We start from the raw sequence: 25,848 nt of genomic DNA, 5'->3' as shown, positions 1-25,848 counted from the left end.
AAGTGTTTTTGCATCCGGTCACCCGGCTGCCCATCTTCTAATTGCTCGAAGATGTTTTTCCGATTACTCGAAAAGGTACTTTGGTTTTTTACCTATATTCTGTTTAATTTTCAAAGAACTGTTTGTGCTTATTCTCTTTTAAGAGAACATTCTTATTATATTACCGAGGTAATATGTTGTCAATTGCCTGAAGCCTTGAAACAAGACTTGTTAAGCAACGTTCATAATCATAACATTTTATTTTTGGACCAAACCCGTCCCTCAATCAATTTGATTCAAATAAGTCCTTCATACTCTGTATTCCTATCTATTTCTTCATAATCCTTATGGTGATACACACGGTTAAGTTTTTGTTATCTTTTATAGACTTTGCACGATTTCCGCCCGCAAAATAAACTGCGCAGGATAAAAACAAGCAATATTTAGCCCATCTGTTTCCTGTTCTTTCCAGAAAACTGCTCCCAGTTTTCAACTCTTTCATCATCACACTGAGCATAGAAGTCCTCGAAACTGAGTCCAATCATGCAGAAATCCCGTTGAAGTTTATGCTCCAACGGGATTTCGATTACTGAAAATATTAAATAACACCAGTCTTTCTGTATTTCCTGATCACAAGGAAATAGAAGAAACTGAAAAGCGTAAGTCCTTTGAATATACTGGAAAGAGCTATCGCCCACCATACTCCGTTCAGTCCCATCCCCAGATCCTGAGAGAAAAAGTATGCCATCGGTATCCGCAGCAGATTGAACGTCACACCTACAAAAGATGGATATACCGTCTTTCCCAAACCATTGAAAGCTCCCTGATTGGAGATCTCCAAGGTCTGGAACCACTGGGAAACTGCAATGATCATAAGATAGGAGACACCCATCCTTAGGGTTACCGGGTCTGTAATGAACACTTTGAAGATCGGCTCCGCCAGGAAATAAAGAAGCACAGTGGCAGCAACACCGATGATGGACATGAGCCGCACACCAGATGCATACCCTTTCATGATTCTTTCGTACTTCTTCGCTCCATAGTTCTGACCCACAAATGCACTGATAGCCGTGGAATATCCACTGGCTGTCATCCAGGAGATGGATTCGATCTGCGAGCCCAGTTTCTGCGCTGCAATGGCCTCTGGACCATATACAGAAATGATTCTGGCTATGACCATGCCGATGAGTGCCATGAGGCCGTTCTGTAGTCCCACCGGGAAACCCAGTTTGAAGATATTCACGATTCTTTGAAAATCCACTTTCCTGAAAATATTGATTCTGAAAAACGTATCCTTACTTGTAACCATCATAATGATGAACAGGATCGTCACCAGCAGCTGTGCGATGATTGTTGCCAACGCGGCCCCATATACACCAAGCTCCGGAAAAACACCCCACCCTCTGATCAGCATGGGATCAAGAATCATGTTGATGCCAAGACCGGTCAGATTGATGAGAAAGGGTGTCTTGCTGTCCCCTGCCCCGTTGAAGATGGAAGTCAGCACCGGATTGATGAACATGAATAGTATTCCGGAAGCGATGATGGACAGATATCCCACAGCCATCTGGATGACTGCAGCATCCCCCAGGTTGAAGAAGGCAATGAGCTGTCTTCTGAAAATAAGAAGCATCAGTCCGTAGAATACGGCGAGCATCATATTGAAATGGATGGCACTTCTCGCGTAGCTGTCCGCCCCTTCTTCATCATTTCTGCCCAGGTGCTGTGCCACAAAGACTTCTGCACCGACCTTTGTCAGCAGAATCAGCGAGAACGCGAACCAGGAGAAGAATCCTGCAGTGCCTACTGCAGCCAGAGAACTGCTACCGAGTTTCCCCACCCAGAACATGTCCGTCAGATTATAGGTCATCTGCACAAAGGAGGTCCCCATGATCGGGAGTGCCAGCTTCGTCAGTGTCGTACTTATATTTCCATAGGTTAAATTCACTTTCTGGCCCATCAATAAGCTCCTCATCATCTTGTATTTGCATAAATCTCCAAACAATTATACCCCATGAAACTCTATTTAACTAGATTTCCATGGGGATAATTCATAAGATCTGTTCTGTTTTCTACTTAGCCTGTTCTAGTGCCAGGTTGATGGCTTCGATCAGCGCTTCTGAGGATACTGTAGCACCTGATGCTGTATCTGCACCATCTGCAGTGGTCTTTCCTTTAACGGATTCTATTACTGCTGTTTCAGCATCTCCATAGATACCATCTGTTTCAGCATGCTCATCCACAGTTACGTCTGAAATAACACCGTCAGCTACAGTCACTGTCAGCTTGATCACATCGTTGTGTCCCTGTGCTTCTGCTGAGTAGGAACCATCCTTAAGACCTGCTTCTTCTGATGCTCCGCATGCAGCAAGAACCCCGAATGATAGTAGAACGGACATTGCTAATGCAACAATCTTCTTCATATATTTCCACTCCTTGTACAATATGTATTTTATCCAGAGAAAACCCATCTGAATTATCCTGAACATCTACATTTTATCCCTATTCTTTTTGTTTTTCAACATCCAGTCAAAGATTTAAGGATTTTGCCAGAAATCATACATAGCTCTTAAGCATTCCATAAGAATCCTCATCCATAAAGATCAGCTCAAGAACTTTCCCCCGATCCTTCGGATTGCAGGCAAAAGAGAGTGTCCAAGAGTCAATGGTATTGCCTCTCCCTTCTACGGACAGTTTCTCTTTCGTCAGATTATACGCTTTCATCAGTTTTCCATCCAGCCTAAACTGGAGAGACGCCTCAGCTCCTTCAGGAGACAGATGGACTTTCCCTCTTTTCATTTTTGAAAGGGATGCCAGCTGAAAGGAACAGATATATTTCTCTCTATCCTTTGTGATGATTCTCCTGAATTGTAGGAATTCCACATCACCCACAATGATATCGATATGGTGAGGAAGATGCGTGCTTATATTGTCAAAGATGAAGGCAAGATATTCTTCTCCATAGGAATAGGTGCCCACAACCATCCCATTGGTCTTTTCACTGATCTGAAGATAATACTCTCCATCCTTGTTGCTGTAGCCGCTGGCAAGGACATTGCTTGCCCTGTCCACAAAGAGAACCTCCGCATTTTCTAGTATCTTGCCTTTATGGTCTTTCACAACCCCGTTGATTTTCGCCACTTCTCTTCACCTCTTCTCTGTTCTAACAATATACTAACACAGGAAAGGATATAATCCATACCCGTTCGATGATTCGTAAGTATCCATGCGCAGAAGAAGCCGTGAGGAGTAGATCCTCACAGCTTCAGTAATCTAGAATATTTTTCTTGTCCAGTCTTCACAGTTCCAGATATGGGTTGCGATGTCTTCATAGAACTCTCTTTCATGAGAGACGAGCAGAATCGTTCCCTTGTATTCCTTCAGTGCTCTTTTAAGTTCGTCTTTCGCATCCTGGTCCAGATGGTTGGTAGGTTCATCCAGAAGAAGCACATTGGCGTCTCTGTTCATGACCTTGGCCAGTCTCACCTTGGCCTGTTCTCCACCGGAAAGCACCACCACCTTGGATTCGATGTGCTTGGTGGTCAGCCCGCATCTGGCCAGTGCGCTTCGCACCTCATACTGATTGTACCCGGGATATTCCGCCCAGAAATCCTCGATGCAGGTATTGTAGTTGTCTCTTTCCCCTTCCTGCTGGAAATAGCCGATTTCGATGTTCTCACCGGTCTCGATGTCTCCGCTGAAAGGAGGGATCATCCCCATGAGGCTCTTTAAAAGGGTGGACTTACCAAGACCGTTTGCCCCTGTCAGGGCAACCTTCATACCCTTCTCCAGATACACATTCACAGGTTTCGTCAGCGGCTCATCATATCCGATGACAAGGTCATCTGTTCTGAAAATCAGCTTGCCTGATGTTTTGCCGATCTTGAAGTCAAAGGTCGGTTTCGGTTTGTCCTTCATCAGCTCAATCTTATCCATTTTGTCCAGTTTCTTCTGTCTGGATTTCGCCATGTTGGACGTGGCCACTCTGGCCTTGTTGCGGGCGATGAAATCCTCCAGTTTATTGATTTCCTGCTGCTGCCTTTCAAAAGCAGCTTCCACCTGCTTCTTCTTCGCTTCATAAACAGCCTGGAAATCATCGTAGTTCCCCACATATCTTGAAAGTTCTCTGTTCTCCATATGATAGATGATGTTCACCACTTCATTGATGAACGGAATATCATGGGAGATCAGCATAAAGGCATTCTGGTAGTTCTTCAGATAGACCTTCAGCCAGTCGATATGTTCTTCATCCAGATAGTTCGTGGGCTCATCCAGAAGCAGAATGTCAGGAGACTCCAGAAGAAGCTTGCCAAGAAGCACCTTGCTTCTCTGTCCCCCTGAAAGCTCATCCACCTTCTTATCCAGCCCCACATCCTTGAGGCCCAGCCCTCTTGCCACTTCTTCCACCTTTGGGTCGATGCTGTAAAACCCGCTGTTGTCCAGAATATCCTGCAGAGTGCCCATGTCATCCATGAGCTTTATGAGCTCCTCTTCTGTGCAGCTGCCCATCTTATCCCCTATGGCGAAGATCTCCTGCTCCATGTCGAAAAGGTATTTGAAGGCACTTTCCAGCACATCCCTGATGGATGCTCCTTTTTCAAGGCTTGCATGCTGGTCAAGATAACCCACACGAACTCGGTTCGCCCATTCCACTGTTCCTTCATCCGGCTGCAGCTTCCCTGTGACGATATTCATGAAGGTGGATTTTCCTTCGCCGTTGGCACCGATGATGCCCACATGCTCTCCTTTGAGGAGTCTGAAGCTCACATCTTCAAATATAGCTCTGTCTCCAAAGCCGTGACTTGCATTTTTTACCGTTAATATACTCAAATCTAATCTCTACCTCTTATTTCTTATTCTAAAGACAAAGGTTTATCCCTTTGCCAGCTCGTTCAGTTTTCTTCGCAGGATATCCAGAGAAGCGATGGTTGCTCGCACCCTGATTTTCTCTCTGCCGCCTGTGAAATAGCGCTTGTGCACTTCCACCTGACCCTTAACACCAAGTCCGATATAGACTAAGCCCACAGGCTTCTCCTCTGTTCCTCCGGTAGGACCTGCTATCCCGGTGGTCACCAGACAGATTTCAGCTCCGGTCCTCTCATGAAGTCCCTCCGCCATCTCCCTGCAGGTTTCCTCACTGACAGCGCCGTGACTTTTCAGTGTCTCTTCCTTCACCCCAAGATATTTCACCTTGGATTCATTGCTGTAGGTCACGAAGGTTTCTGCAAGCACTTTGGACATGCCGCCTTCATAGCCAAGAAGCCTGGATGCGATCATGCCGCCTGTGACGGATTCCGCTATGGCAATGGACCTATCATGTTCCACCAGTTCTCGCCCGATGACATCCTGCAGCGTATCCTCATCAGTGCCGTAGATGTACTCTCCGATCCGGTTTCTGATTTCCTCTTCCACAGGGGCGATCATAGCTCTGGCCTCAGCTTCCGTGGCTGCTTTGGCCGTGATTCTGAGGATTGCTTCTCCGTCCTTTGCATAGGGCGCCACAGTAGGGTTCTTGCTCTCATCCAGAAGGTCTTTCACCCTGGTGGCCATGTCCCACTCTCCAAGACCGATGCATCGTAAGGTTTTGGAGATGATGGTATGGTCCATGAACTGCATGAGAAAAGGCTTCACCTTGTTCTCGAACATGGGGATCATCTCCTTTGGTGGTCCTGGCAGATTGATGATGAACCTGTTGTTTTCACCAGGAATGATGCACCCAGGTGCGGTTCCATTGGGATTATCCAGCACAATGGAACCTTCGGGAAACATGGCCTGCTTCTGATTGCCATTGGCCATGGCTCTGTCATTGTGCTTGAAGTAGGACAGGATCACTTCATAGGAAGGTTCATGCAGAATCAGTTCTTTGCCAAGAACCATTCCGGATACTTCCTTTGTGATGTCATCTGGTGTGGGTCCGAGGCCTCCGGTGGTGATGATGATCTCCGATTCCTTCAGCGCCTCTGAAAGAGCCTTTTTCAGTCTCTCCTCATTGTCTCCCACGGTGGTCTGTCTGTAGATGCCGATGCCAAGCAGCGCCAGCTCCTTGGCCAGATACTGGGCATTGGTATTGACGATGTCTCCTAGTAGCAGCTCTGTTCCCACTGCCATGATTTCAGCATTCATTCTCTCATCTCCATCTCTTCAAAATGTCTGGTGTCTCCGTAAAGAAGTATTTCTCCTTTGTAAAGGTCCTCTACTCTGACCATGGAAATGCTGGCCTGCTCCACCACGGGCTTCGTCCAGAATTTGATGAATCCTTCCGAAGAGAAATGGCTCATGAGGGCTTTCAGCGTCACCCCATGGGTCACGATGAGCACATTCCCCGCCGGATTCTCCTTCACGATTCTATCCAGTGCTTTCCTGGTACGCGCGAGCATTTCATCAAAATTCTCCCCCGTGTTCTTCACAAACAGATGGGGTCTCAGCCAGTAGTTCTCGAAATTCTCCGGTTCTCTTTCTTTGATCTGATCCAGGGTTTTTCCTTCCCACTGTCCCATGTTCATTTCCTTCAGCTCATCCATGAGCTCTATTTCCACATCCATTTTCCCTTTGGCGGAAATGGCGGTCTTCAGTGCTCTCTCGCTGGGACTGGAATAGATCTTCTGGATATCATACATTTTAACAGCCTGATGCAGCTGCTGCCCCTGCCTGATTCCCTTTTCCGTCAAGGGTGAGTTCAGCCAGCCCTGCAGCCTGCCTTCCGTATTCCATTTTGTTTCTCCGTGTCTTGTTATATAGAGGTTTAGCATACTCTTTCACCTGCCTGATTTTTCTAACCAGTCTATTCTATCATAATACAAACCATTCACAAAACAATTATTCCCTTGAAACTGTTTATAATCTAGACTTCGCCAATATGTCTCCCGCAAAAAAGACCTCCGGTCATCTGGGATGACGGGAAGTCTTCTGACTGATTATCTTTTCACACCTTTATTTCTCTTCACTCTCAATGAGGGCCAGCGCCAGCGCCCCTACCACGCCTGCTTCCTGTCCCAGCTCCGCTGGTAGGATTCTGGTGGCGTCAAACATGAAGTCAAAGCTTCTCTTTCTAGCCTCTTCCTTGATCTTGTCAAAGAACAGATCGCCGATTTTCGATACACCTCCACCGATGACGATGACTTCCGGATCGAAATTGACGATAAGATTGGCAAGGCCGATGCCCATGTACATGAAGGCATTCTCCAGAATCTCCATGGCCACCACGTCCCCTTCAAGATAGGCCTGATGCACTTCATAACTTGTGATGGTATCCACATTCTTCAGAGAAGTCTCTCTGCCTTCCTGAACCGCTTCCTTGGCTCTTTTCGCAATGGCTGTACCGGAAGCCAGCGCTTCCAGATCCCCGAATTTTCCGCAGTTGCACTGATGCCTGCTGAATGGCTCGATGGTCATATGTCCTACTTCCAGAGCATTGGAAGTGTTTCCTCTGTAGGGTCTTCCATTAAGAACCGCTCCTCCGCCTACTCCTGTGGAGACAGTGACATAGAGCATGTGCTTTGTCCCCTTGCCTGCTCCGAAGGTATATTCTCCGATGGCTGCAGCATTGGCATCATTATCCAGATAAGTCTTGATCCCGAACTTTCTTTCAATGGGCTTCACTACATTATAGTTCTTGAATGGGAGGTTGGGTGTAGTGATGATTGTTCCTTTTTCAGAATCCAGAGGACCTGGTGATCCGATTCCGATGGCTCTTACTTCATCCACATTCAGCTGAGATGCTTCCAGCACCATGGAGATGGATTCGAAAATTCTTTCCATCACCACTTCTTCTCCTAAATGCGATCCAGTAGCAAGGGTTGTCTTCTCTATGATCTTTCCTGTAAGATCGCTGATGGCTGTGGTGATCTTTGTACCCCCAAGATCCACACCGATTACATATTTTTTCATGATGATCCTCCAATACACATTTTTCATTTGTCATTATTATATCATGAGTGAAGGTTCCGGCCTATTTCACACTTTAATTTCTTTTCATCAAAAAGAGCTCATTTTTATGAGCCCTTTCTTCTCTGATTGTTATTCTCTTTCTTCTCTGTATCTCTTGGTCTCTTCGATGATTTTCGGTACTTCAGTTGGAGGAACTTCCTCATATCTAGCAAATTCCATGGAGAAGTCGCCTCTGGCCTGGGTCATGGACCTTAGGTCCGTGGCATAGGTCTGCATTTCAGAAAGCGGAATTTCCGCTATAACCATCTGCTTTCCATCCACGGGCTCCATGCCCTGCACTCTTCCTCTCTTCTTGTTGATATCCCCCATGATGTCGCCCATGTAATCATCTGGAATGATGATGCTGGCTTTCATGATCGGTTCAAGAAGTACAGGAGATGCCTCTTCCATTCCCTTCTTGAAGGCCAGATTGGCTGCAACCTTGAAGGCCATTTCAGAAGAGTCCACCGCATGGAAGCTTCCATCATACAGCGTAGCCTGAAGCTTTATGACAGGATATCCTGCCACAACGCCTTCCACGATGGATTCTCTGAGACCTTTTTCCACCGCTGGAATGTAGTTTCTTGGTACAGCTCCACCTACAACCTTATCAACGAACAGTAGATCCTCTTCCCCGTCCTGACGAGGTTCGAAGATGATTTTCACATCGCCGTACTGGCCATGTCCACCGGACTGCTTTTTGTGTTTACCCTGTACATCGGATCTCTTCTTGATGGTTTCTCTATAAGGAATTCTAGGCCTCTTCAGCTCCACATCTACCCCGAACTTGGATTTCAGTCTGGATGCCAGAATGTCAAGATGGGTGTCTCCCTGTCCTGAAATCAGTATTTCAGCTGTTTCCTTGTCTCTTTCCATAGTGAAGGTGGGATCTTCTTCCACCAGTCTCTGAAGCCCTGATGAAATCTTGTCTTCGTCGCCCTTGGCCTTCGGCACCACAGCCATGGTCATGGTTGGGGTCGGGAAGTTGAACTTGTCGTAGATTACCTTGAAGGCTGGATCGCAGATGGTTTCACCTGTTTTGGTATGCTGAAGCTTTGTGACGGCTCCGATATCTCCTGCAATGACCTTGTCGGTGAGAATCTGATTCTTTCCTCTCAGGAAGATCAGTGTATTGATTTTTTCAGGTTTATCCTGATTGGTATTGAATACAGGCGTATCAGGTCTGATGTGACCTGTGATGACTCTGAAAAGGGAAATCTTGCCCACAAAGGGGTCTGCTATGGTTTTGAACACAAAGCCGGAGAAGGGTTTGTCTTCAGAAAGACTGATGAACTCGGTTTCTCCGGAGTCAACCACCACCGCTTTCTGAGGAATCGCATACTCTGGTGTAGGAAAACATTCAATCATGTCTTCCAGAAGTGTGGTCATACCGATGACCTTGGTCGCACTTCCGCAGGTTACCGGTGCGATGTCTCCGGATGCGCATCCTTTGATCAGTGCATCATAGATTTCCTGCTCCGTAAGCTCTTCTCCACCAAAATATTTCTCCAGAAGCACTTCGTCGGTCTGCGCCACGGATTCCACTATCATTTCTCTCAGTTCAGCTACTTTATCAACTAACTCCTCTGGAACAGGAGCTTCTTTCATTTCAAGGGTCTTAGGGTCATGAATTCTGGCTCTGTTGGAGATGATATTGATCACTCCACGGAAACTGTCTTCTTTTCCCACAGGATACTGTATCGGTACTACACTCATACCATATTTTTCTTTCAGCTGTGCAAAGACCTTATCAAAATCAGTGTGGTCTCTGTCCAGTTTATTGATGAAGAATGTTCTAGGAAGCTTGATCTTGTTACAGTACTCCCACGCCTTGTCTGTTCCAACTTCAATTCCAGAAGCTGCGGACACTACAATTGTCGCCACGTCAACGGCTCTCATACCCTGAATCTGTTCTCCCACGAAATCGAAGAATCCAGGAACGTCCACCAAGTTGAATTTGATGTCATTATAGGTGAAAGGAGCCACAGAAGCCTGGAGTGAAATCTGTCTCTTCTTTTCTTCAGAGTCAAAGTCTGTCGTTGTTGTTCCGTCTTCCACTCTGCCAAGTCTGTCTGTTGACTTGGTATAATAAAGAAGTGCTTCAGCCAAAGATGTCTTCCCAGTGCCACTGTGGCCGATTATTCCGACATTGCGCAAATTTTTGATACGGTACTCTTTAATATACATATCATGTCCTCCTGCTGTATGATTTGTTTTCCTTATGAAAACCTTTAACTACCCTCTCATCATATCAAATTTTCTGAGTATTTTCTATAATCAGGCTTCTCTTTTTCTAAATTTTGTAATATATTCGGTGAATTCATAGGAAGTTTTATTTCTCAAGAGATGAAATAAGTCCTATAATAGAAACAGGAGTGATAAATATGATAGTAAAGAATGAAAAAGATTTAGAGGCCCTGAAAGAGATCGGCAGGATCTGCGCCTTGGCTAGAGATGCCATGGCGAAGGAGACAAAACCGGGCATCACCACACTGGAACTGGACCTGATCGCCAAAAGGATTTTTGAAGAACATGGCGCGGAATCCGCACCCATGGGAGAATATGCTTTTCCAGGTTATACCTGCATCAGTGTCAATGATGTGGTAGCCCATGGTATCCCTTCCGAGTACGTGCTCAAGGAAGGAGATAAGGTGAACATCGATGTATCGGCTTCCAAAAACGGTTATTTTGCAGATACCGGGCTGACCATCAATATTCCGCCCGTTACCGATAAAAACCGGAAGCTGCTGGAAACAGCGAAAAATGCCATGTACAAATCCATCGAGAAAGCCATGCCGGGCACCATGTCCAACAATCTCGGCAGAGCCGTATACAACGAAGCCCAGAACCATGGATTCAATGTGATTCGAAACCTCACCGGTCACGGAGTAGGAAAAACCCTTCATGACAATCCAGAAAACATCTTCAATTACAACGAAAGAAGAGGTGCTTCTCTCATCAGAGAAGGACACGTTCTGGCCATCGAAACCTTCATCACGGAAAAGGATGATTATGTGGAGGAATATCCGGACGGGTGGACACTGAAAACCCCCAACGGGAATTACGTGTATCAGTTTGAGCACACCGTCGTTGTGACGAAAAATGGTCCCATGATTCTCACCAATGGCGAAGAACAGGACTTTTTCGATCCTTTTTCATAGCTCTTTCATTTTGTGAATATTCGGTTATTAATCCGTATAAATATTCCAATTGTCCGTGGATTCTGCTATACTGAATATAAGAAAAACACGGATGCCAGACATCCAAATAACGAAAAGGATGTGAGTCCGATGGGAACATCAGACATGGAAAACGAGTCCTTAGATACGCATAGAGCAGAAGATCTGGCCATGAAGTAAAGAAACTAGAATTCTACTATGGTATAAATTGAAATGAAACAAAATGCTCATGAGAAGTATCAGAAGACATAAGCGAAAATTGAATAAGTATACATTTACAGGCTCCTTTTATGGAGCCTGTCTTATTTTAAAGGAATAAATGACCGAAATTAAAGAGGATATCAGCTGATATCCTCTTTAACACTTGTTCAGATAAGTTCTCTCTCCATCATCTCATGAACTGCGAAAGTCGCCACATCATCCGCATATTTACCCGGTCCGAACCCGGCATCATAACCCAGTTCCTTGGCCAGTTCATGGCTGATTCTTGGTCCTCCGCAGATGAGCACAACCTTGTCTCTTAAGCCTTCCGCTTCCAGAAGCTCCACCAGATGGACGAGATTGTCGATATGCACATTCTTCTGGGTCACGGTCTGGGAAACCAGAAGCACGTCCGCCTTCATCTCCACTGCTTTCTTCAGGAACTCTTCGTTGGTGACCTGGCTGCCCATGTTGAAAGCCTCAATCATCTCGTAGCGCTCCAGACCATAATGTCCTGCGAAGCCCTTCATATTCATGATGGCGTCGATGCCGACCGTATGCGCATCTGTTCCAGTGGATGCGCCAAGAATCGTGATTTTCCTTCCGATGTTCTCTTTGATGAAATCATTGACCTCATCCATATCCATAACGTCTCCACCCACAGATTCCACATGGATTTCCTCGTAGTTGACACTGTGCATCAGGCTGCCGTAGACCACAAAATAGGTGAACTCCTTATCTAGCGCTTTATGATGCGCCACAAGCGGATCAAGAACCCCCATTTTTTTTGCCAGCTGCTTTGCCGCTTCCACGGCTCGGTCTCCATCTGGCAGTGGAAGTGTGAATGAAATCTGCACTTTTCCATCATTCAAGGTATCCCCATAAGGTTTCACCTGAGTGAGATCCAGTTTTTCATCCAGGTTGATTTTCTTCGTGTTGTATAATCCGCTGCTCATCAGTTCGCTCCCCCTTCCTGTAACAGTTCAAAGAAAGGATTATAGTATGTGCTGCTCTTTTTCACTACTCCATCCAGACCTTTTCCGCCATCCTGAGGTCTTTTGATGGCTGCGAACTTACCCATTTCAATGGTTCTGAAGAGCCCTTCCTCTTTGATGTTCTCCAGAAGCTTCACCGTTTCAGAAAGAACTTCCTCCGCTCTTTTTTCAATGATGCCGCCCTGTCTGAACTCGATCTCGTTTCCGAAATCCTCCATGGTATTGAAAATATAGGATGCATTCTCGATGGCCACAGCGCGGTCAGATAAGAATGGTGTGTGAATGGCTTCTGTCATCATGCCCAGAAGATGGAGCTTCTGCCCTGTCATGATGGTCACCATGTTGAAAAGCGCATTCTGCACCTGCCCTTTGAAGATGTCGCCCGTCATGAACTTTGTCGGAGGCATGTATTTCAGTGGTGCCTTGGGGAAGATTTCCCTGGCCATCTGCGCCTGTGCAAGCTCATAAAGGAATCCGTTCTTCATTTCCGGATCCATCTCAAAGGCATGACCCAGACCCATCTGTTCTTCCGGAAGTCCCGCCATGAGCGCAAACTGCTCATTGATAAACTGGGAAGCCAGGACCGTATGGGCTTCCTCGTAGGCATCAGCTGTGGTCAGGTAATTGTCTTCTCCCGTATTGATGATGACCCCTGCATAGCCGTTGATGGCTCTTGAGAAGTACTGGTCGATGAGCGTTCTTTTCATGTTGATGTCTCTGAAGAGAATGCCGTATAGGGCATCGTTCAGCATCACGTCCAACCTTTCCACCGCACCCATGGCCGCTATTTCAGGCATGCAGAGGCCAGAGCAGTAGTTGCAGAGCCGGATGTATCTGCCAAGCTCATCCCCTGTTTCGTCCAGCGCTTCTCTCATGAGTCTGAAATTCTCCTGGGTGGCCATGGTGCCTCCGAATCCTTCGGTAGTCGCTCCGTAGGGCACATAGTCAAGAAGAGACTGACCCGTGGTTCTTATGACGGCAATGATATCTGCTCCCTGCTTTGCAGCGGCTTTAGCCTGAACAATATCCGCATAGATGTTACCGGTGGCCACAATGACATAAAGGTACGGTCCGCTCTTATCTCCGAACTCTTCAAGCTTGGCTTCTCTATCCTTTCGATTACCTTTGATCTTCTCCACCGTTTCTCTGGCCACATCTTCCACTTTCATTTCCACTTCAAAGCGGTCATGAACCGGAAGCTTCGTAAGATCCAGTCTCTCTTGCGCGATTTCCTCCGCTATTTCCTGAGGTGACAGCGAAAGCTCCACCATGGCATTGCCCATGTAAAAGGCGGCACCGTTCTCCAGTGCTCCCTTTTCCTTCAGGTGGTCCACCACGATATTCGGCAGCGGTACGCCTTCCTCATTCACTCCATCAACGCCCAGAAGACGAAGAACCGTTCTTTCCACCGCAACGGTGGTATGTAGATCCACAAATCTCTGTGTCTCTTCCGCAATGGCGCGGGCATGGTTTCTTGCCGTGTCCACCTTATTTATATCCAATCTGATTTTGCTCATTTGTTTTCCCCTTATTCCAGTAATTTCTTTATTTCAGCAGTGAGGTCTTCCTGGAACCCCAGAAATTCGCCTATTTTCACTGCATCTCCCACAATAGGCGTTCCATCCCATTTTTCCAGTGTATAGTCCATGAGGTCCGACAGATAGGCAACCTGTTTCTGGCGGTCTTCCTTTTCCTGACTGATATGATCATCCAGATTCACCTCTCTAAGACCTCGCACCTGATACCTGTGAATCCCCGTGAGGCTCTTGATGTCGTAATGGGTGGCGACGAGAAGAAAATGCTGCCGGTCTCTGAAAAAGTTAAGCAGTCCGCCTACTATGGCCATGCCTTCCACAGGATTGGTGCCCCTGGCCGGTTCATCCAGAACCAGTAATGAGGGCATCTCATTCATTCCTTCCATGACTTCTGTGATTTTCACCACTTCTCCCCCAAAGGAGGATAGTCCCTGGTCGGGATTCTCCCGATCTACGGAAAGAAGATGCATGCTGCCAAGAACCGGAGTCTCCATTTTACTTGCAAAGGGCAGTATACCGAGCTGGACCAGCACCACATTGAGAAACAGCGTCTTCAGACTGATGCTCTTGCCCCCCATATTTGCACCGGTGATCACCGTACTTCCTCTTCTCACTTCCAGTGAGACGGGGACAAACTCCCGGCCTCTTCCTTTGAGAAGTTCCGCGAAATAAGGATGATATCCTTCCACCATATGGATGGAAGGCAAGTCACCTACTACAGGCAGGGTGGTGACGAACTTTTCAGAAAGCACCGCTTTTGCCAGAAGAAAGTCCAGCTCCCCGATGATATCCATATTGCGCAGCAGTATCCGCGCATAGGGCTTCAGCTGATCCGAAAGCTTTCTTCTCACTTCATACTCTCTCACTTCTTCTTTTGCCACGATTTTTCTTCTCATGACAAGCAGCTCATTTTTCTCTTCCGGAGTTCTGAGGGAACGGATCATTTTCTCAATCTCTTTCTTATTCCGTCTGATGACCCTTAACTCCTCATCATACTCATCATAGATATAGAATGTGTTTAGCCCTGTTCCAGCTGGATCAAGCAGATCCGCAAGCACATCCAGCCTCTCCATCTTCAGCTCCTGACTGAGGAGGAAAGATCGGACTTCTTCAATCCTGTGCATTCTTTTCAGAAAATACTTGATCTCAAAGAGATCCAGCTCGCTCAGTACCAGTCCTTCCTCTACCGCCAAAACGGTGTTTCGGATATCCCTAAGCTCATGCAGAAGGAGAAAGAGCTCCTCCGCCGATTCTCTGAGGGAAGGCAGTCTGTCTCTCAGATCTCTGGTTCTTTCAAGCTCTCTTTGAAGGGCTTCTTCCTTGTCCTTTCCATAAAAGGTCAGTTTGCCTTTATGTTCTTTTCCGTAAGGGCTTCCGGTCCTGATCAGGTCCATGACGAATTTCAGGCCCATGTCCTGCTTCTCTTTCCTGCTGAAATGCATCATTTCCCCTCCTTCCATACACGAAGACTCTTCACCGGAATCTCCGTTTCCTTCTGAATCCTTCCTATGAGTTTTTCAATATCCACTTCAAAACCGCCCTGATCGTAGGGATTGACGATGATTTCTTCCACTCTGATCTCCTCCACCACCTGCAGAGAAATCTTTCTTCTAGAAAGCCTGCTCATCATTTCAGGACTGATCAGTAAACTTGTTCCATCTGCAAGTATGAAATCCCGGTTTCTGAAATGCTCATCCGCCAGAAGCTCTGTGAACAGCTGATCTGTAGCTGCTCCTTTTATGTAGATGGCTTCCGTATCATTCGAAAGCACTTTACGTATCTCCTTCCCCAGAGAAAGCGCCAGCTCCCCCTGCACTCTCTCCCAGTTTCCGTTTTTCACAAAGGCTCTTCCAGCTTCCTTCGGAAGCGAATGCTTCGTTACAGGAAGGGTCAGAGATTTCAAAGCATTTCTCGTTTTCTCCAGAATCTTATCCTGACTCTGACTGACACTCACGCCAGTGCAGAGCACTGCTCCTTCGGTTCGTGTGGAAAAAGACATGCGGGACAATGCACCATCCACGATGAACAGACAGTGCTCTTCAATCCTTCTCATGCTCTTCTCTATTTCAAGAAGATCGCTGCTCCTTGAAGGCCCGGCTATTTCCACAAATCCGTCAGAGAGAGCACGAAAGATGATGATTCTTCCCAGTGCACTGAATATGCGGGTACTCTCCATGATTTCCTTTGTCACATCACACCTGGATAAGAGCTCCTCCGAAGTTGCTATAAGAGTTCCTTCGCTGATATAGATTTTCGGCTTGTCTCCTTTTGTGACCAGATCTCTTTCTTCCCCATCCCGTCCGATGGAAGTCAGGGCCAGCACCTTCTCTTTGTGATGCACCCGGGCTTCTTCGATGATGAGATTCAGAAAAGATGTTTTCCCCGTATTCTTTCCCATCCCCATAATGGCCAGAGAAGATAACCGAAACAGCCCTTTCATTTACGATCTGGCCTTGCGGAGTACTTCGGAATTTCCGATGTTGATGGCATCGCCCTCAAGAAGGGAGGATATGCCAATATTCTCCACTTTTCTCTTTCCCTGGCATACTTCACACTGACAGGTTTCTTCATAGGAGTCCGGTTCCGTATAGGTAGTGATGACCCCTTCAAAATTTCTGAGAATGACCTTATGGGTGCCCTGACTGATCACATAGTTCGGCATGACAGGAATCTTTCCGCCACCGCCTGGTGCATCCACCACAAAGGTCGGCACACTGAATCCTGACGTATGTCCACGAAGCCCTTCAATGATTTCGATCCCCTTGGATACGGGAGTTCTGAAGTGTTCCAGCCCCATGGAAAGATCGCACTGATAGATGTAATAAGGTCTTACTCTGATTCTCACAAGGCCATGGACAAGCTCCTTCATCACATGGACACAGTCATTGATTCCCTTGAGAAGAACGGACTGGTTCCCAAGAGGAATTCCGGCATTGGCCATTCTTTCGCAGGCGGCTTTGGATTCTTCGGTGATTTCCGAAGGATGGTTGAAGTGGGTGTTCACCCAGATGGGATGATACTTCTTCAGCATATTCACAAGATCCTCGGTGATTCTCTGAGGCATGACCACAGGCACTCTACTGCCGATTCTTATGATCTCCACATGAGGAATGGCACGCAGCTTCCTGATGATGGCTTCCAGTCTTGCATCACTCATGAGCAGAGCATCCCCGCCCGAAAGAAGCACATCACGGATGCCTGGTGTATTTCTGATATAGTCGATGGCCTTATCGATACGGTCATTACTCATGGGACTGTCCGTCTGTCCGGCAAAGCGTCTTCTTGTACAGTGTCTGCAGTACATGGAGCACTGATCTGTAATGAGAAGCAGCACACGATCCGGATATCTGTGGGTAAGCCCCGGAACCGGAGAATCTTCATCTTCATGCAGGGGATCCATAAGGTCCGCACTGGAGTTCATGATCTCCATGGCGGATGGAACTGCCTGAAGCCTTACAGGATCCCTGTGATTCTCCTTATCCATAAGTGTCAGGTAGTATGGCGTAATCGCCATTCTAAGGGATTTCGTGGCTTTCCTTGCTCCAGCCTCCTCCTCTATGGTAAGAGGCAGATATTTCTTAAGATCCTCCACCGTTTCAATTCGGTTCTGCACCTGCCACAGCCAGCTGTTCCATTTCTCCTCTGGCACATCCGGAAACATCTCTTTCCTGTTATTCTCTGCAAATCTGTTCATCACATACTTCCTTTCTATACATAGAGTTCTTCAAAGATTTTTCTCAGGGCTTCCGACTCTCTCAGTTCCTGCAGCGTGATTTCAGCATGACCTTTGGTGTAGCCGTTTCCCACAACCATGGTCACATCTTTTCCTACCCCTTCTGCGCCCAAGGCGGCCTTGGTGAAGCTGGTGGCCATGGAGAAGAAATAGACGATTCCTCCGTCTCTTACAGGGAGAATGGTACTCATTTCCGTGTTCTGCACATTCACCACATTGATGGCAATGTCATATTCTCTGCCACCATTCATCTCCAGTGCCCTGTTCATGACCTCCACTGGTTTTCTCGCATCTCCTGAGAAGGCCTTGTGACAGAATCGGTTCTTAAGAAGCAGCTCCAGCGCTTCCTCTCGAAGGTCCGTTGCCACCACATTTCCTGTGGGTCCTACTCTCTTCATGGCCTCATAGGCACACATCATTCCTGATTTCCCAGTTGCTCCCAGAATCAGAACACTGTCTCCAGGCTTCACCATTTTCGCCACCTGGGCAGGTGCTCCTGCCACATCCAGTGCTGCAAGTGCCAGATTCTCATTCATGTCCTTCGGGAGCTTCGCATAGATTCCTGATTCAAAGAGAATGGCTTTCGCTTCCACTTCCACACGGTCGATGTCTTTTTTGATGTCCATTATCTTCTCGATCTTAAGCGGTGTCAGGGACAGTGATACTAGTGTGGCAATCCTGTCTCCTGCCTTAAGATCGATCTTATCTTTCAGCGCATCCCCGATCTCTTCTACGACGCCGATGAGCATGCCACCGGAACCGGTGACGGGGTTCTGCATCTTCCCTCGATCCTCTACGATTTCCATGATCTTTCTGCCGATTTTCTCCGTATCATGTCCCGCTTCTTCTTCGATCTGCGTGAAACTTGCAGAATCGATATTCAGCGCAATGACATCCACCAGAATCTCATTGTCATAGATGTCCATATCATTATCAATTTTAAGTGCCGCCTGTGGCAGAACGCCTTCCGGGCTTATGACCCGATGGGTGCCATATCTGCATCCTGTTTTCTTCATCGTCATTTCCTCCAAATGGTAGTTATTTACTGATGCCCAGTATCTGTCTTGCTTCATGAGGTGTAGCCACTTCTCTTCCAAGAATGCCTGAAAGCTCCACCACTCTTTTCACAAAGTCTGCATTGGACTCCGCCAGCTGGCCTTTCTTTAGATAAATATTATCTTCAAATCCCACTCTCACATGGCCTCCCAGAAGAATCGCCATGGTGCTCAGCGGAAGCTGCACTCTGCCGATGCCCGAAACCGTGAAGGTGCTTCCCTCAGGGAGAGATTCGGAAAGATAGATGAGGTCTCTTGGTTCTCCTGAGATCCCGCCATTGACCCCCATGACCAGATTGAAATGCATGGGTGATTCGATGTGACCTTTTTTCATGAGTCTCACGGCCATATCGATCATACTTTTATCGAAGACTTCACATTCCGGCTTGATGCTTCGATCTTTCATTCTTTTTGCGAATTCGATGATCATGTTTTCCGTATTGACGAAGATCTCATCCCCTCCGAAATTCAGGGTTCCACAGTCAAGGGTCGCCATCTCAGGCGAAAGCTCCAGCGGCTGAAGCCTCTCGTCTGCACTCATGCCTACAGCACCACCGGTACTGGGCTGAATGATCACATCCGGGCACGCTTCTCTGATTGCCTTCATGCAGGCTGCATATCTCTCCTTGCTCTGTGTCGGCGTTCCATCATCTTCACGGACATGAAGATGAATGACGGATGCACCTGCATCATAAGCCTTTTTCGCCTCGTTTCTGATTTCCTCAATAGTATAGGGTACATTGGGGTTATGTTCCTTCGTCACTTCCGCTCCGCAGATGGCTGCGGTGATAATGAGTTTCTCCATTATTCCGATTCTCCTCTCTGCTTTTCGAGCGGGACGACACAGGTTCCCACTGCCCTGCATACGACGATGGGTTCCTTCAATACATCACAGGCGGACTCGCTAAGGTCTCCTCTTGGAACGATGACTTTTCTCGCTTCAAATTCCATTTTTCTGGAAGTCTTTCCTTCCTTGATAATTCTCCCCACTGCCTCTATATAGTCCCCGGCGTAGACAGGTGTCAGAAACTCCACTTCCTCATAAGCCCTGAAGAGCCCTTCATCCCCATCTCTCCTTATGAGAAGCTCCGTAGCCACGTCTCCGAAAAGCATCAGCATTCTGGCTCCATCCACGAGACCTCCTCCATAATGCGCATCATGGGCACTCATTCTTAACCTGATCATTGCTTCCATTATTCTTTCCCCCTTATCCTCCACTGCATCATCCTTCAAAAAAGCACAACAAAAAAGAGCACCTTTATGTTTTAAAAACATAAATAGCGCTCCATGTATACCTACATGACAGTGATAGGCTTTGTGCCTTTTCACCAGGATCTGCAGAAAAACCCTTTTGCTGCATTCCTTCGGCGGCCAGCTATTCATGGTAAAAGAAGGGTTTCATATCATTACCATTACCTTCTGGTCGCTCCTCTATTTAGAAACGATGATTATGTGCGTTATCGTATCTATTATACTCTGTAATCGTTTAATAAATCAACATCCGGATAATAAATTGTCATATTTTTTTACTATTGACATGTTCACTTTACTAAACCGTTACTATTTATGCAGAATATCTTCATATTATTAAGACTAAACGCATATTCATGCTTCTGTCCTTCCGAAGAGATGGACTCTGTTTCTTGACAGGTTTCATTGCTCTATGGGACTTCAGCTGATATACTGACAAAAAAGGGGGTGTTACGAAGTGTCAGGAAAGAGAAGAATTCTGCTGGATCTGGCTGTAACTCTTGATGGATTCATCGAGGGAACACATGGGGAAATCGACTGGTGCATCATGGAACCGGAGATGGATTTCAACAGTTTCCTGGATCAGGTCAATACAATTTTCTTCGGACGAAAGAGCTACGAATTATGGAAAGAATTACTGTCTGATGATGATATCACCATGGAAGACAGAGAAATGCTTGCACGCATCAGCAGCATGGAGAAGTACGTTTTTTCAAGAACCCTTGCGTCCACGCCCGATTTCACGGTGCTGTCGGAGCATCTGACGGATGAAGTAGAGAAGATTAAAGCGCAGCAGGGAAAGGACATCTGGCTCTATGGAGGCTCTGATCTCATCACCACCTTCATGGAGAACAATCTCATTGATGAATACAGACTCTCCGTTCATCCTGTACTTCTGGGAGAGGGAAAACCGCTTTTCACCGTTACCAGCAGGAGGAATCTTCTTTTAAAGAAAGTGAATACTTATCCATCTGGTGTTGTGCAGATGATCTACCATCCAGCTGATCGGCCTTGAGAATAAAATTTGATTTATAAGGAGATGCCTATGTTTCGTGAACCAAAACGCAAAAACAGAACCTTACCCGAAGAACACATTGAAGAGATTCTTAATGAAGGTCTCTATGGAGTGCTGGCTACCACAGGAGTAGATGGCTATCCTTACGCAACACCCCTAAGCTACATTTACCATAACGGAAAAATCTACTTCCACTGTGCTCCTTCAGGAATGAAAATGGAAAATATATCCAATTGCGATAAAGTCTCCTTCACTGTAGTCACCGATGTGGAGACACTCCCGAACCAATTTTCCACAAAATACAGAAGCGTTGTTCTATTTGGCAGAGCAAAGGTTATTGAAGGCAGTGAAAAAGATGCCGCACTGGAAGAGATCATAGAGAAGTACGCACCTGATTTCATAGATCAGGGGCAGCTGTACATCAAAGGCAAGAAAGAAATCACTTCCATTATAGGTATTGAAATTGAATATCAGACTGCCAAAGGCAGACTGGAATAAGCAGCAAAAAGAGAAAGCAATGCCAGACTTTGCTTTCTCTTTACAGGTTCTATAAAAAATACTGTGCATGCTGATAATTTTAAAGGGGTTTCAACGAACCCCTTTTGGTGTCTGATTATTTTATGCTATAGCTGATCTTACTATAGCCTGGGATTATGCGATGAAATAATGGATAAGTGGTGGCAGAATCAGTAAGAGGGCTGAGAAAGAAAGCAGCAGCCTCGTAGTCTTCTGAGACAACACTGCCTTTTCTTCCCCTTTGTACCACCCTTTAAACTGCCATCTATTTCTGTAAATCACAAACAGGATAATCAGGACACCCACAGCACCTAACCACTCAAATCGAGAAACACTCATGGACTTATAAACGATGCTAAGAACCATGGAGTAAAAACTTCCTGATATGAAAAAGATCAGAAGGATTCGCAGTACCTCTAATAACAATCTCATTGCACACTACCTTTCATGCTCGTGTTTTATCTTTAAGATTACTGAAACTTTGAAAGCAATCTATTTACGCCATAATATCCATGCAGAATCTCTTATGCAGATCCTACAATGCCTTTTTCAGAAGATCTGAAAGCTCTTCATAGGTCAACAGAATGGGATTTCCTTTCATGCTGCTGGCCTTCATGGACTTTTCGATGATTTCCTTGAAATCCTCTTCTTTCATGCCAAATTCTCTGAACCTGGGTATGGAAAGGTGTTCACACAGGTCCATGACCCATTTCATCCCGTCTTCAATGGAAGCGTCTCTGTTTCCTGTAAGAATCTCAGCTGCCTCCTTGTAACGGGCAATGGCTGGATTCTCCTTTTCTCTTTCCATCAGGGCCTTCACGTTGGTCTCTATGGAATGAGGCAAAAGCCCTGCACAGACGATTCCATGGGGGATGCCATACATGCCGCCAATGACGCCGGCAAATCCATGGACGACGCCAAGCTTCGCATTGGCCAGCGCAATTCCTCCGAAAAGACTTGCCAGAAGCATTCCTTCCCGGGCTTCCAGATTCTCGCCCTGGTCATAGGCTTTTCTGAGGGACTTTGACGCAAGCCGCATCCCATCTCTGCAGAAGGCATCCGTCATGGGATTGGCCAGATGGGAGACAAAGGGCTCAATGACCTGGGTCAGAGCGTCAAGACCTGTACTTGCTGTAACGCTCTTGGGCATGGAAACCGTGAGAAGCGGGTCAAGAAGCACCAGCTCAGGAACCATATAGGAGCTTCGTAGGCTCACCTTCACCTTGTGCTCGGATGAGCTGATGACTGCATTTTTTGTGACTTCTGCGCCTGTTCCTGAAGTGGTTGGTATGGCGATGCAAGGTGCAGAGGGATTGGAAAGGGTCTTTCCTTCTCCGATGACTTCCAGATAGGATAGAATTTCCCCTTCATTTTTCAGCATGGCGGCGATGATTTTTCCGCTGTCTATGACGCTTCCGCCTCCACAGGCGATGACCATGTCGCACTTTTCATCTCTTGCCAGATCCAGTCCTACTTTTGTGGTATCAAGGCCTGGTTCATCTGTCACTTTGAAGTGAGCGGACTTCACACCCTCTTCCTCCAGATAGCCTCTGATCTTCTCTGCGACTTCTCCTCTGCTTCCTGTCACGATGAGGGCTTTCTTCCCGAAGGGTTTTGAAAGTGCACCGATCCGGGTCAGTCCGTCTCTTTCAAAAATAATCCGATCCGATGTCATAAACTCAAATTTATTCATTCTCTTCCCTATCCTTCCATAATCTTCACAAATACGTTTCTGTTTCGTGGTCCATCAAATTCACAGAAGTAAATGCCCTGATAGCCACCGATGACCAGTTCTCCCTCATCAATGATCATTTCCAGCGAGAAATTGAACAGACTGGATTTGATATGTGCTGCGGAATTTCCTTCTTCATGCTTATAGTCGTTCTCAAAGGGTATCAGGTTGTTCATGGATGTCAGCATATCCACCATCACATTGGGGTCCTGATATTCCGTGATGGTGACAGCGCCTGTTGTATGTGGTACAAAGAGCAGACAGATCCCGGATGTTACGCCGCTTTCCTTTACCGCCTTTTTGACTGCATCGGTGATTTCAATCATATCCGTTCTTTCCCTGGAATCCACTTTCAATTTCATCATTTTGACTTCCCTCCTGGATTTATAGTTAATTATCACTCTACTCTCATGATATCATTATCCACTGTCAAATCAAATGGACAGGGGGTTTTCAGAAATGAACATTTTATGCGAATAAGAAATCGGAAGATTCCTTTTAAAAGAATTGTGCATTCTGTCAATGGATTTAAGTACGAAGATGGATTAATATGGAGACAAATGAAAGGAGCTGAAGATTTTGGCAAGTGTAGAATTACAGAATGTATGGAAAAAATATCCAGGAAATGTAGACGCAGTAAAAGATTTCAATCTTACAATAGAGGATAAGGAGTTCGTGATCTTTGTAGGGCCATCTGGATGTGGAAAATCCACAACTTTACGAATGATTGCTGGACTTGAGGAAATAAGTGAGGGTACAATAAAGATAGGGGATCGGATCATCAATGATGTGGACCCCAAAGACAGAGACATCGCCATGGTTTTCCAGAATTATGCGCTCTATCCCCATATGACAGTTTATGACAATATGGCTTTTGGTCTGAAACTGAGAAAAATCTCGAAGTCTGAGATTGACGAAAAGGTGACGGAAGCAGCCAGAATTCTGGATATTGAGCATCTTCTGAAAAGAAAACCGAAAGCTTTATCCGGTGGACAAAGGCAAAGAGTTGCATTAGGAAGAGCCATTGTAAGAGATCCCAATGTATTCCTCATGGATGAACCTCTTTCAAATCTTGATGCGAAACTGCGAGTCCAGATGAGAACCGAAATATCAAAGCTGCATAGCCGTCTGGAAACAACCTTCATCTATGTTACCCATGACCAGACCGAAGCCATGACCATGGGAACCAGAATTGTCGTCATGAAAGACGGAATCATTCAGCAGGTGGATGCACCGCAGGAAATATATGATCATCCAGCCAATATATTTGTAGCCGGATTCATCGGTTCCCCTCAGATCAATCTTCTGGAGGCACAGGTAGTTTCCCAGAACGGAAATGTCTATCTGGAGTATGATGAAACGCTCATTCCCCTTTCCAGTGAAAAAGGAAAGATCCTACTGGATAAAAACCTTGTGAACAAGCAGGTCATATTCGGTGTGAGACCTGAGCATATCAGCTATGAAGAAGAATTCATTGAGAGATTCGGTGCTCCGACTTTCAGCGCTAAAGCAGAAGTGACCGAAATCATGGGTGCTGAGTCTTATCTGTATTTTTCAAAGAATCAGGATGAAATCACAGTAAGAGTTAATGGTAATACCAAAATCAGACCTGGAGACACAGTAAAACTCGCTTTCAGAAGCGATAAGATTCATGTATTTGATAAGGAGACAGAACTCTCACTATTTTAAGGAGTCAGTTATGATGTATCCCGAAAATACGAATGAAAAAGATGCACTACTTGTTATGAATATGAATACAATCAGAAATGCTTTATCAAGAGAATCAGAGAATAAGTATGATGCTTATTCTCCTATTCTCGTGGGAACTGCGGAAATGCAGGAAGCATTTCTTTTTCTGCAAGAATATTTCGGTAAAGATACGGTAATCATCAAGCTGCAGGAAAGCCTTCTTGTTCTCCTCGATGCAGCAGAAACACAAGCGGTGGCAGAAGCACTGAATACCGCTTTTCTGGAGAACTTCTTCAATCACTTCACGCTGTTATATGTGAGAAATGACCGGAAACCAGGTCTGGAAAAGAAAGCCAGGCTTCTTCTTGAGAATTACAGCCTGATTCGCCGCACCAGAAGCGAGTATAACATCGCAGCGACGGAAGACCTGACCCTGCTTGCACTTGCTGAAGGCCTTTCGGATGAAGTCAGAAACCGGTACCTCCATGAGATTGTTCCCTATTACAAGGAGCTGTCGCCTGAACTGAGACTGACCCTTATGAGATTTTACGAGCAGAATCTTTCCATGAGCAAAACCGCAAAGAAGCTGTTCATTCATCGAAATACGCTTACTTACAGAATCGGAAAAATCCAGCAGATCACTGGGCTGGATATCCGAAACATCAATGAAGCGTTGATCCTTGTCCTATCATCCTATCTGATTGACGATTCTCCCAACAATATCCTATAATAACCAAAACCTCTTAGGTTCTTCCTAAGAGGTTTTTGGTTTCCGCTCTATCATATTTATCATATTAAAAAGCTCTCAGCATAAGCTGAGAGCTATGGCTCCGCGAAAAGGACTTGAACCTTCAACCTATCGGTTAACAGCCGAGTGCTCCACCATTGAGCTATCGCGGAATAATGAATCTGGCAACGACCTACTTTCCCACAGGGCCTCCCCTGCAGTATCATGGGCTCTAAAAGGCTTAACCGTCGTGTTCGGAATGGGAACGGGTGTAACCCTTATAGATATAGACACCAGATTGAAGAAAACATGTTC

The 25,848-nt window shown here is 46.2% G+C and carries 24 protein-coding genes, 1 tRNA gene and 1 rRNA gene; 5 read left to right on the top strand and 21 right to left on the bottom strand.

Translation table 11 applies throughout. The annotated features are described in order from the left end of the window. Positions 1–577 precede the first annotated feature (577 nt). The 8 genes from J3A84_RS14850 to fusA form a co-directional block, all read right to left on the bottom strand. Positions 578–1,939 (bottom strand): MATE family efflux transporter, encoded by a 1,362-nt coding sequence (locus tag J3A84_RS14850; protein WP_207600837.1) that lies wholly within the window; start codon positions 1,937–1,939, stop codon positions 578–580. A gap of 112 nt (positions 1,940–2,051) precedes the next feature. Then, positions 2,052–2,402, bottom strand: coding sequence for an FMN-binding protein (locus J3A84_RS14845; RefSeq protein WP_207600836.1), 351 nt, complete (start codon positions 2,400–2,402; stop codon positions 2,052–2,054). Between the two features lie 133 nt (positions 2,403–2,535). Then, positions 2,536–3,120 (bottom strand): carboxypeptidase-like regulatory domain-containing protein, encoded by a 585-nt coding sequence (locus J3A84_RS14840; protein WP_207600835.1) that lies wholly within the window; start codon positions 3,118–3,120, stop codon positions 2,536–2,538. A 132-nt stretch (positions 3,121–3,252) separates the two neighbouring features. Next, complete coding sequence (locus J3A84_RS14835; RefSeq protein ID WP_207600834.1) at positions 3,253–4,809, bottom strand: ABC-F family ATP-binding cassette domain-containing protein; 1,557 nt, start codon at positions 4,807–4,809, stop codon at positions 3,253–3,255. A 42-nt stretch (positions 4,810–4,851) separates the two neighbouring features. Then, the gene (locus J3A84_RS14830) at positions 4,852–6,102 is read right to left on the bottom strand and encodes a competence/damage-inducible protein A (protein WP_207600833.1); all 1,251 of its coding nucleotides are present in this window, start codon (positions 6,100–6,102) and stop codon (positions 4,852–4,854) included. Further along, entirely contained in the window at positions 6,099–6,728 is a 630-nt protein-coding gene (locus tag J3A84_RS14825) for a histidine phosphatase family protein (RefSeq protein WP_207600832.1), read from the bottom strand. Before J3A84_RS14825 ends, J3A84_RS14830 begins: the two co-directional genes overlap by 4 nt. Before the next feature lie 181 nt (positions 6,729–6,909). Further along, on the bottom strand, positions 6,910–7,866 hold the full coding sequence (locus J3A84_RS14820) for an ROK family protein (RefSeq protein ID WP_207600831.1): 957 nt from the start codon (positions 7,864–7,866) through the stop codon (positions 6,910–6,912). 129 nt (positions 7,867–7,995) lie between these two features. Beyond that, positions 7,996–10,086: an elongation factor G gene (gene fusA, locus J3A84_RS14815; protein WP_207600839.1), complete on the bottom strand. Its 2,091-nt coding sequence runs from the start codon at positions 10,084–10,086 to the stop codon at positions 7,996–7,998. 203 nt (positions 10,087–10,289) lie between these two features. Between fusA and map the strand changes: the two genes are divergently transcribed. Then, on the top strand, positions 10,290–11,066 hold the full coding sequence (map, locus tag J3A84_RS14810) for a type I methionyl aminopeptidase (protein ID WP_207600830.1): 777 nt from the start codon (positions 10,290–10,292) through the stop codon (positions 11,064–11,066). A gap of 386 nt (positions 11,067–11,452) precedes the next feature. Here the strand turns inward: map and kamE are convergent, their stop codons facing one another. From kamE to kal, 8 genes are read right to left on the bottom strand one after another with little or no spacing between them, the layout of a single operon-like run. Then, complete coding sequence (gene kamE, locus J3A84_RS14805; protein ID WP_207600829.1) at positions 11,453–12,241, bottom strand: lysine 5,6-aminomutase subunit beta; 789 nt, start codon at positions 12,239–12,241, stop codon at positions 11,453–11,455. Then, positions 12,241–13,797, bottom strand: a complete 1,557-nt coding sequence (gene kamD / locus J3A84_RS14800) for a lysine 5,6-aminomutase subunit alpha (protein WP_207600828.1) — start codon at positions 13,795–13,797, stop codon at positions 12,241–12,243. Before kamD ends, kamE begins: the two co-directional genes overlap by 1 nt. Before the next feature lie 11 nt (positions 13,798–13,808). Further along, a complete protein-coding gene (kamC, locus tag J3A84_RS14795) occupies positions 13,809–15,260 on the bottom strand; it encodes a lysine 5,6-aminomutase reactivase ATPase KamC (protein ID WP_207600827.1) in 1,452 nt (483 codons plus the stop codon). Next, a complete protein-coding gene (gene kamB / locus J3A84_RS14790; RefSeq protein ID WP_207600826.1) occupies positions 15,257–16,255 on the bottom strand; it encodes a lysine 5,6-aminomutase reactivase subunit KamB in 999 nt (332 codons plus the stop codon). Before kamB ends, kamC begins: the two co-directional genes overlap by 4 nt. Next, positions 16,256–17,509, bottom strand: coding sequence for a lysine 2,3-aminomutase (gene kamA, locus J3A84_RS14785; RefSeq protein ID WP_207600825.1), 1,254 nt, complete (start codon positions 17,507–17,509; stop codon positions 16,256–16,258). Positions 17,510–17,523: 14 nt separating this feature from the next. Further along, positions 17,524–18,564 (bottom strand): L-erythro-3,5-diaminohexanoate dehydrogenase, encoded by a 1,041-nt coding sequence (gene kdd, locus J3A84_RS14780; protein ID WP_207600824.1) that lies wholly within the window; start codon positions 18,562–18,564, stop codon positions 17,524–17,526. Positions 18,565–18,586: 22 nt separating this feature from the next. Further along, a complete protein-coding gene (kce, locus tag J3A84_RS14775; protein WP_207600823.1) occupies positions 18,587–19,408 on the bottom strand; it encodes a 3-keto-5-aminohexanoate cleavage enzyme in 822 nt (273 codons plus the stop codon). Next, positions 19,408–19,797: a 3-aminobutyryl-CoA ammonia lyase gene (kal, locus tag J3A84_RS14770; protein WP_207600822.1), complete on the bottom strand. Its 390-nt coding sequence runs from the start codon at positions 19,795–19,797 to the stop codon at positions 19,408–19,410. Before kal ends, kce begins: the two co-directional genes overlap by 1 nt. Positions 19,798–20,311: 514 nt before the next feature. On the opposite strand from kal, the gene J3A84_RS14765 reads away from it, so the two are divergent. Further along, positions 20,312–20,869 (top strand): dihydrofolate reductase family protein, encoded by a 558-nt coding sequence (locus tag J3A84_RS14765; RefSeq protein WP_207600821.1) that lies wholly within the window; start codon positions 20,312–20,314, stop codon positions 20,867–20,869. Positions 20,870–20,899: 30 nt separating this feature from the next. Further along, positions 20,900–21,367 carry a pyridoxamine 5'-phosphate oxidase family protein gene (locus tag J3A84_RS14760; RefSeq protein WP_207600820.1) on the top strand — a complete coding sequence of 156 codons (468 nt, stop codon included), beginning with the start codon at positions 20,900–20,902 and terminating at the stop codon, positions 21,365–21,367. 153 nt (positions 21,368–21,520) lie between these two features. Here J3A84_RS14760 and J3A84_RS14755 read toward each other — a convergent pair whose 3' ends face one another. The 3 genes from J3A84_RS14755 to J3A84_RS14745 all read right to left on the bottom strand — a co-directional run bounded on the left by J3A84_RS14755 (position 21,521) and on the right by J3A84_RS14745 (position 23,482). Beyond that, the gene (locus J3A84_RS14755) at positions 21,521–21,817 is read right to left on the bottom strand and encodes a hypothetical protein (protein ID WP_207600819.1); all 297 of its coding nucleotides are present in this window, start codon (positions 21,815–21,817) and stop codon (positions 21,521–21,523) included. 103 nt (positions 21,818–21,920) lie between these two features. After that, positions 21,921–23,078: an iron-containing alcohol dehydrogenase gene (locus J3A84_RS14750; protein WP_207600818.1), complete on the bottom strand. Its 1,158-nt coding sequence runs from the start codon at positions 23,076–23,078 to the stop codon at positions 21,921–21,923. An 8-nt stretch (positions 23,079–23,086) separates the two neighbouring features. After that, positions 23,087–23,482 carry a secondary thiamine-phosphate synthase enzyme YjbQ gene (locus J3A84_RS14745; protein ID WP_242694282.1) on the bottom strand — a complete coding sequence of 132 codons (396 nt, stop codon included), beginning with the start codon at positions 23,480–23,482 and terminating at the stop codon, positions 23,087–23,089. Positions 23,483–23,696: 214 nt separating this feature from the next. Here J3A84_RS14745 and J3A84_RS14740 point away from each other — a divergent pair, with 214 nt between their 5' ends. Together J3A84_RS14740 and J3A84_RS14735 are read left to right on the top strand one after the other, a co-directional pair. Then, on the top strand, positions 23,697–24,806 hold the full coding sequence (locus tag J3A84_RS14740; RefSeq protein ID WP_207600817.1) for an ABC transporter ATP-binding protein: 1,110 nt from the start codon (positions 23,697–23,699) through the stop codon (positions 24,804–24,806). A 10-nt stretch (positions 24,807–24,816) separates the two neighbouring features. Continuing rightward, positions 24,817–25,536 carry a PucR family transcriptional regulator gene (locus J3A84_RS14735; RefSeq protein WP_207600816.1) on the top strand — a complete coding sequence of 240 codons (720 nt, stop codon included), beginning with the start codon at positions 24,817–24,819 and terminating at the stop codon, positions 25,534–25,536. A gap of 95 nt (positions 25,537–25,631) precedes the next feature. Here J3A84_RS14735 and J3A84_RS14730 read toward each other — a convergent pair. Both J3A84_RS14730 and rrf read right to left on the bottom strand, forming a co-directional pair. Further along, positions 25,632–25,706: transfer RNA gene (locus J3A84_RS14730), tRNA-Asn, on the bottom strand. Between the two features lie 7 nt (positions 25,707–25,713). Then, positions 25,714–25,831 (bottom strand): 5S ribosomal RNA (gene rrf / locus J3A84_RS14725). Positions 25,832–25,848 lie beyond the last annotated feature (17 nt).

It is taken from the genome of Proteiniclasticum aestuarii (genome assembly GCF_017368455.1).
Classification (GTDB): Bacteria; Bacillota; Clostridia; order Clostridiales; family Clostridiaceae; genus Proteiniclasticum; species Proteiniclasticum aestuarii.
The sequence above is the reverse complement of the archived record's forward strand: the minus strand, read 5'-3'. Positions and strand labels throughout refer to the sequence as shown.